Genomic DNA, 6,069 nt, shown 5'->3' with positions numbered 1-6,069 from the left:
CCAGATGGGAATGGACATGACGATGACCGTGAAATCCTACGATATCAACCAGGCAAAAGATTCCGATTTTAAATAAAAGGATTCCGTACTCCATAAAAATCAGCAGCCATATCCTGGCTGCTGATTTTATTTTTGTTGGTATTTACAGGGATCTTTTTTTGCCGTTCCGTAAAAAAACATTAAATTTGGCCATTCAAAAAAGAAATCAAATTAATGGATACTATATTTATACTCTTGATGGTTCTTATTATGATCGCCAGCATCTTACTGGTTATCGTTGTTATGGCTCAAAATCCTAAGGGAGGAGGCCTTTCCAGCACATTCGGTGGAGCATCTTCCGCTCAGTTCGGTGTACAGCGTACCAACGATTTCATGGAGAAAGCCACCTGGACGTTAGGAGCAACCATTATTGTTCTTATCCTTTTAAGCGTAGTGATTACAGGAAAGCCTTCTGCAGCAGCACCGGTTCCGGTTCCCGCCCAGAAAGAAGCTCCGGCAAAACAGTCTTCTGCTCCGGCAGCGGCTACTACAACAACTGCTCCGGTTCAGACTCCGGCTCCGGCAAAATAAGTAAAACTTACCTTTTTATATACAGAAGCAACTCGCATGAGTTGCTTTTTTTATGGATGAGACGCAAAGCCTAAATACTGTCAAAAAAACAGATCCCCCGGAAAGGACTGAGTAAAGCGGGCTGATTTCACGGATAAAGATGAGATCGCATAGTTTAATCATAATGGCCAGGTAATCGATTCACTGCTTTGTAGCGGCTCTCTCTGCTGATTGCTGATCTGTTGCATGGCAGCAGTACCGGTGCAGTAACAGGACGGATACAAACAGACTAACTTGGTAGTAATTTAATCTTTTCACGGAGGTTATCTCAAGCTGGCCGCTTGACAACAGATGTGTATTTTAACCTGTTGGCTGAAATCTAAACTGAACTTATCAAATCCCTTTCCCTGTATAACCGTAGGAAAAAATACATTTGATAATCAGCACATTTCATTAACAAAAGGTGAAGCACTTTGCCTTTATATCCAAAGCGAGTAAGAATACAACAGGAAACCGGATATGCAGGAAGAAATAAGTCTGGAAGTTCATGTGCAGGGATATCCTGAAAAAATCAATGCAACAGAGTTTCCCACAACTTTTGAAACTGATCCATGCTTATTTCCTGACTTTATAATTTTGATTTTTCCATGATGAACTTCAGCCGCAGCCCGGCTTTCAGGATCCAGAAAAGCAGCGGATGTTTTTTGCGGTAATATTTGGTAATAAAGATCTGCATGGCTCCGTAAAATCTTTGCAGGTACACTTGATCCTTTACCGTACTTTCGCCTTTATGATGGAGAATGGCAGCTTTTCCGTAATAAAAATTCACAAATCCGTTCTTCAGCAGGGTATAGCAGAGATCAATGTCTTCACCATACATGAAATAGGATTCATCCAGCCCGCCTACTTCCAGGTAAACATCCTTTCTGACCAGAAAGAAAGCTCCCGTTATCACGTCTACCCTTTCAACGGCTGTTTCCTCTATATCATTCCGGTAATAAGATTTAGGATTATCTTTTCTGAAACTCACAAACAGCTTTCCGAAGGAATTAAACATATCCGGTACCGACCGTTTGCTTTCCGGAAGAAACTTTCCGTCTGCATCATGCATCCTGACACCCAGGCTTCCAAAGCAAGGCTGGCTGTCGGCAAATTGCAAAATGTCTTTCATGTAAAATCCTTCCAGCTGCGTATCCGGATTCAGCAGCAGGAGGTATTCACCGGTTGCAGATTGTATCGCTTTGTTATTGGCCTTTGCAAAACCGGAGTTGGTTCCGGATGAAATAAACCGGACCTCAGGAAATTCAGGAATGAGGTCTTTCCATGAAGAGTCGGTAGAATCATTATCAATCACTATAACCTCATGGTCAACTTCCGTCACATAAGTCCTGATAGAAAAAAGGCATTCCCTGAGCAGGCGGGTGACATTATAGTTAACGATGATGATGGACAACTTCATGAGGCAGTTTTCTGACGGTTTTTGTTTTTTAAGTTGAAGTAAAAAGTTCTGGTCAGCAAAAGTAAGTATTTTGCTTTATAAAAAAGCGCAAGAAAACGATATTCGGCACTGCTTATTTTTTTCATGCCGCGCATTTCCTTCAGGTTTCGCTGGAATCCTTTTTCCATAAGGGAAAGATTTGCCGAAAGGCCGGATACCCCGAACGTTCTTTTCCCCCCGCCGGCAATCAGCAGACTTTCATCCAGAATGTACATGGTATTGTTTTCAGCAATTCTCATCCAGTAGTTCAGATCTTCAGCATATCGTTGGTCATCGTTAAAATACCCTGTGTTGCTGAGGATTTTTCTTTTGAACATTACTGTGGATGGCTGGGCTTCGTTCCGCAGAAGAAGCTTCCTGAATGTAATTTCCGCCAGGTGATTTTCTACCCGGTAAGGCAACAGGATCTGCTGGCTGTTTCTCCGGGTGGCCAGGAAATCGATCCGGAGGGTTTTATCTTCAAGCAGGGCAAGCTGTTTCTCCGTTTTGCAGGGAAGCCACTCATCGTCGGCATCCAGAAGGGCGATGTAATCTCCTTTTGCGATTTTCAGCCCTGCATTCCTGGCTTTGGACACTCCACCATTCGGCTGATTAATCAGCAGGATGTCCATCCCGGGATTTTTCAGGATATATTCTTCAATCAGCGGCCTGGTCCTGTCGGTAGAACCATCATTGATGATTATAATTTCGAATACCTCCGCTCCTACCGTCTGCACTGCAATAGAATGCAAGGCACGTTCTATGGTATTTTCAGCATTATATACCGGTATGATAACAGAGACTATAGGATCGCTGTGCATGGATCAGGAACTTGCTTCGTTATACGGCAGCCTGTTGGTAATAGACCTTCCCAATGAGATCTCATCAGCATATTCCAGCTCATCCCCTACTGAGATTCCCCTGGCAATACTGGAGAAATTGACACCGGCGTTCTTAAACTTCTTATAAATATAATAAGCGGTAGTATCTCCTTCCATCGTGGCACTCAGGGCAAAGATAAATTCCTTTACCTGCCCGTCCTTCAGCTTTTTCTCAATACTCGGAATATTCAGCTGATTGGGTCCTACACCTTCCATCGGGGATATTTTCCCGCCCAGAATCAGGTATTTGCCGGTATATTTCCCCGTGTTTTCAATAGCGATGACGTCACGTACATCTTCTACGATACAGATGAGCTCATCGCTTCTTTTGTCATTGCTGCAGATCTCACAGATCTCAAAATCAGAAAAATTATGACATTCTTTACAATACTTGATATCATTCACCAGGCTGATGAGTGCGTTTCCAAGGCCCATCGCTCGGGAATTAGGCTGTTTCAATAAATGTAATGCGAGGCGCAAGGCGGTTTTCCTGCCGATACCGGGCAATCCCGAAATTTCATCCACTGCCTTTGCCAATACTTTACTTGGGTAATCCATAACACAAAAATAAGCATTAAACTTGTAAACTGTGAATACCCGGCCCGCAATTTTCGCCAGCCAGGATGGCGTGCAGGGCCGTCTTCCGATTTAACATTTTTTTAACCGCCATAATCTCAATATCGGCTATTCCGGGTTCATCATTCAGCGGAAAAACCGTTATCTTTGGGTTCAGAATATTAACTTGAAAAACTAGACTTTATGGTACTTAACCACCTGAATTATCCCCTGGATTTTAAATTCAAGATCACCACGCTGGCCAGCGACTTCAACATCACGGACAGAAATGGCAATTATGTAGCGTATGTCCGTCAGAAAATGTTTAAGCTGAAGGAAGACGTGATCGTATTCAACGACGAAAGCAAATCAAAGGAGCTTTTCCGGATCCGTGCCAATCAATGGATTGATTTCAATGCTTCCTACTCCATGAATGAAATCGCTACCGGAAAAAGTTTCGGCAGGCTGGCCAGGAAAGGCATGCGTTCACTATGGAAATCGAGCTACGATGTGCTGGATATGAACGACCAGGCCAAATTCAGGATACAGGAAGACAATGCCTGGGTAAAATTCTTCGACGGCATGGTAGGCGAAATCCCGGTGATCGGATTGTTTACGGGATACTTCCTGAATCCTTCATATACCGTAACCGGAACAGACGGAAAAGAATATTTCAGACTTAAAAAAATGCCTTCGTTCTTCGGCAGGAGATTCCAGCTGGACCGGATGATCGATATTGATGATGAAGACGAAAGCCTTGTTATTCTTTCCCTCCTGATGATGGTGCTGCTGGAAAGAGCAAGAGGATAACCGATAAAAACCACTGATATGAAATACATGATTGTTTTTGCTTCAGCTCTGATGCTGACCGCCTGCAAAAAAGAACAGCAGACCGGCACGAATAAAATTTCTGCAGATTCCGTGAAAGTTGTCCGGGATTCTTTACCACCAGCAGCTTCCAACGGTAGCATTTCCGTGGAAACCTTTCCTTTTCCTGCAGAGATCAAGGAATGTTCCTGCTATTTTGCGAAAAACAAGGCCGATTTTGAAGCTGAGAAATACATTTATGCCGACGATGCCGGAAAAACCGCCTACCTGAAGCTGGACGGGAAAAGGCTGGCCCTGAACCTGATTTCCTCAAGCGATATGGAAGTGGATGAAGAACTGACCAAGGAAATTGAAAATGAAACCTATAAAATTTCGGTAAAAGGAAAAAAGATAAAAGGAGAAGAAGCATTGCTGTTTGAGGGATCTTTAAAGATCGAAAAAGCCGACGGAACTTCCGTAACGTTCCCTATTTACGGGGAATGCGGCTGCTAGAAACTTTGTCCGGATAAACAGGCTGCATTGTTGTTTAAAAAAACGTCAATGCAGCTTTTTTTAATGAAAGGGTTTACAATTGGTATTTTTTGAAAATAAAGTGTTCAGGAATATACTCCTGAATGAGACTAAAACAATCAGGCCGGTTTGGTTCTCATCAAAATTCTCAGATTCAAGGAGAGATTTTGTTTGATTATTTTTCTTTCTGATCCTATTTTTTGATAAAGGAATTTCCGGCATCCTGCTTATTCCTGGTTTAGTGATAATTATACCATTCCGGATGAGATTTTATCCTATCCTGCAGAAAGCCGTCCCTTCAGGACTTTAGACAATGCAAATTAAACCGTATTCAGATTATATTCAGCCGTTTATTTAATCAAAGGTAAAATTAAGGCTGTCTGGTCTGGATTCAAACAGAATAACTTCTGAAAGAATGACAAAAGATTTTGTTTGATTATTCTTTCTTTCTGATCCTGTCTCACAAAAGAAATCTTATTCTATCCGGCGCCTTCTTCCGGTTTTTTAAGGGATATTGAGTACTGGTTTACTTTAAAAATAATCAGGATTTATCATAATAAGCCATCTTCTGGTGTAAGGAATCCGATTCAGAATTCAGGGCGCTCATCTGAAAAGTTTTTTTTACCTGCTGCCATTTCTGATTCTATCCGTGAACTTTCCCAACCCAGCATCAGCTGTTTCCGGATGCTTCCCCAACGGTATCCCCCGATCGTTCCCGAAGACCGGATGACCCGATGGCACGGAATCAGAAAGGCTACAGGATTGCTGCCGATGGCTGTCCCGACAGCCCGGGAAGCTTTGGAATGACCGGCAGCCCCGGCCACCCTGCCATATGTGGAAACTTCTCCCATGGGAATTGTAAGCAGGCTTTCCCAGACCTTAAGCTGGAAATCCGTTCCTTTCAGATGAAGCTTAACGGTCTTCAGATGTTTCCAGTCTGTGCTGAAAATCGATAAAGCATTGTCCTGATGTTCGTCCCGGGCTTCAAAAAAAGAGGCATTGGGAAATGTAACCTGTAAATTTCCCAATGCCGTTTCTTTATTTTCCTCAAAAGCCATAAAGCAGACCCCTTTTGCAGTAGATGCAGCCATCACCATGCCGAAAGGGCTTCCGGAAAAACTGTAGTTGATCCTGAGGTTCCTTCCTCCGTTTTTATAATCTGCCGGCGACATGCCTTCGATCTTTACAAACAGGTCGTGCAGCCTGCTGGTGCTTGAAAGTCCGGTTTCATAAGCTGCATCGAACAATGTGGCCTGCTTTTCTTTAAGC

Annotated in this window: 7 protein-coding genes; 3 read left to right on the top strand and 4 right to left on the bottom strand. The window is 43.1% G+C overall.

Annotated features, from left to right (window positions below; translation table 11 throughout):
* The first annotated feature begins 213 nt into the window (after positions 1-213).
* On the top strand, positions 214-570 hold the full coding sequence (gene secG, locus QZ735_RS01085) for a preprotein translocase subunit SecG (RefSeq protein WP_294243387.1): 357 nt from the start codon (positions 214-216) through the stop codon (positions 568-570).
* 607 nt (positions 571-1,177) lie between these two features.
* On the opposite strand, the gene QZ735_RS01080 is transcribed toward secG, so the two are convergent.
* Genes QZ735_RS01080 through recR form a run of 3 tightly spaced genes read right to left on the bottom strand, consistent with a single transcriptional unit; the run spans position 1,178 to position 3,465 of the window.
* The gene (locus QZ735_RS01080) at positions 1,178-2,008 is read right to left on the bottom strand and encodes a glycosyltransferase family 2 protein (protein ID WP_294243385.1); all 831 of its coding nucleotides are present in this window, start codon (positions 2,006-2,008) and stop codon (positions 1,178-1,180) included.
* The gene (locus QZ735_RS01075; RefSeq protein WP_294243384.1) at positions 2,005-2,847 is read right to left on the bottom strand and encodes a glycosyltransferase family 2 protein; all 843 of its coding nucleotides are present in this window, start codon (positions 2,845-2,847) and stop codon (positions 2,005-2,007) included. The genes QZ735_RS01080 and QZ735_RS01075 overlap by 4 nt, the downstream gene beginning before the upstream one ends.
* Before the next feature lie 3 nt (positions 2,848-2,850).
* Positions 2,851-3,465 (bottom strand): recombination mediator RecR, encoded by a 615-nt coding sequence (gene recR, locus QZ735_RS01070; RefSeq protein WP_294243382.1) that lies wholly within the window; start codon positions 3,463-3,465, stop codon positions 2,851-2,853.
* A gap of 201 nt (positions 3,466-3,666) precedes the next feature.
* Between recR and QZ735_RS01065 the strand changes: the two genes are divergently transcribed.
* The gene (locus tag QZ735_RS01065) at positions 3,667-4,272 is read left to right on the top strand and encodes a hypothetical protein (RefSeq protein ID WP_294243380.1); all 606 of its coding nucleotides are present in this window, start codon (positions 3,667-3,669) and stop codon (positions 4,270-4,272) included.
* Between the two features lie 18 nt (positions 4,273-4,290).
* A complete protein-coding gene (locus QZ735_RS01060; protein ID WP_294243377.1) occupies positions 4,291-4,782 on the top strand; it encodes a hypothetical protein in 492 nt (163 codons plus the stop codon).
* Between the two features lie 605 nt (positions 4,783-5,387).
* On the opposite strand, the gene QZ735_RS01055 is transcribed toward QZ735_RS01060, so the two are convergent.
* Positions 5,388-6,069: methylated-DNA--[protein]-cysteine S-methyltransferase (locus QZ735_RS01055; protein WP_294243375.1), on the bottom strand; the 682-nt coding region annotated here is incomplete at its 5' end.

Source organism: uncultured Chryseobacterium sp. (assembly GCF_913776365.1).
In the GTDB taxonomy this organism is placed as follows: Bacteria; Bacteroidota; Bacteroidia; order Flavobacteriales; family Weeksellaceae; genus Chryseobacterium.
Note: the sequence above shows the minus strand (reverse complement) of the source record. Positions and strands in the feature narration are given on the sequence as shown.

Bases quoted from the DNA above. Each gene is read 5' to 3' on its own strand.
- QZ735_RS01065 (WP_294243380.1), top strand. From the start codon at position 3,667: ATGGTACTTAACCACCTGAATTATCCCCTGGATTTTAAATTCAAGATC.
- QZ735_RS01080 (WP_294243385.1), bottom strand. From the start codon at position 2,008: ATGAAGTTGTCCATCATCATCGTTAACTATAATGTCACCCGCCTGCTC.
- secG (WP_294243387.1), top strand. From the start codon at position 214: ATGGATACTATATTTATACTCTTGATGGTTCTTATTATGATCGCCAGC.
- recR (WP_294243382.1), bottom strand. From the start codon at position 3,465: ATGGATTACCCAAGTAAAGTATTGGCAAAGGCAGTGGATGAAATTTCG.
- QZ735_RS01060 (WP_294243377.1), top strand. From the start codon at position 4,291: ATGAAATACATGATTGTTTTTGCTTCAGCTCTGATGCTGACCGCCTGC.
- QZ735_RS01075 (WP_294243384.1), bottom strand. From the start codon at position 2,847: ATGCACAGCGATCCTATAGTCTCTGTTATCATACCGGTATATAATGCT.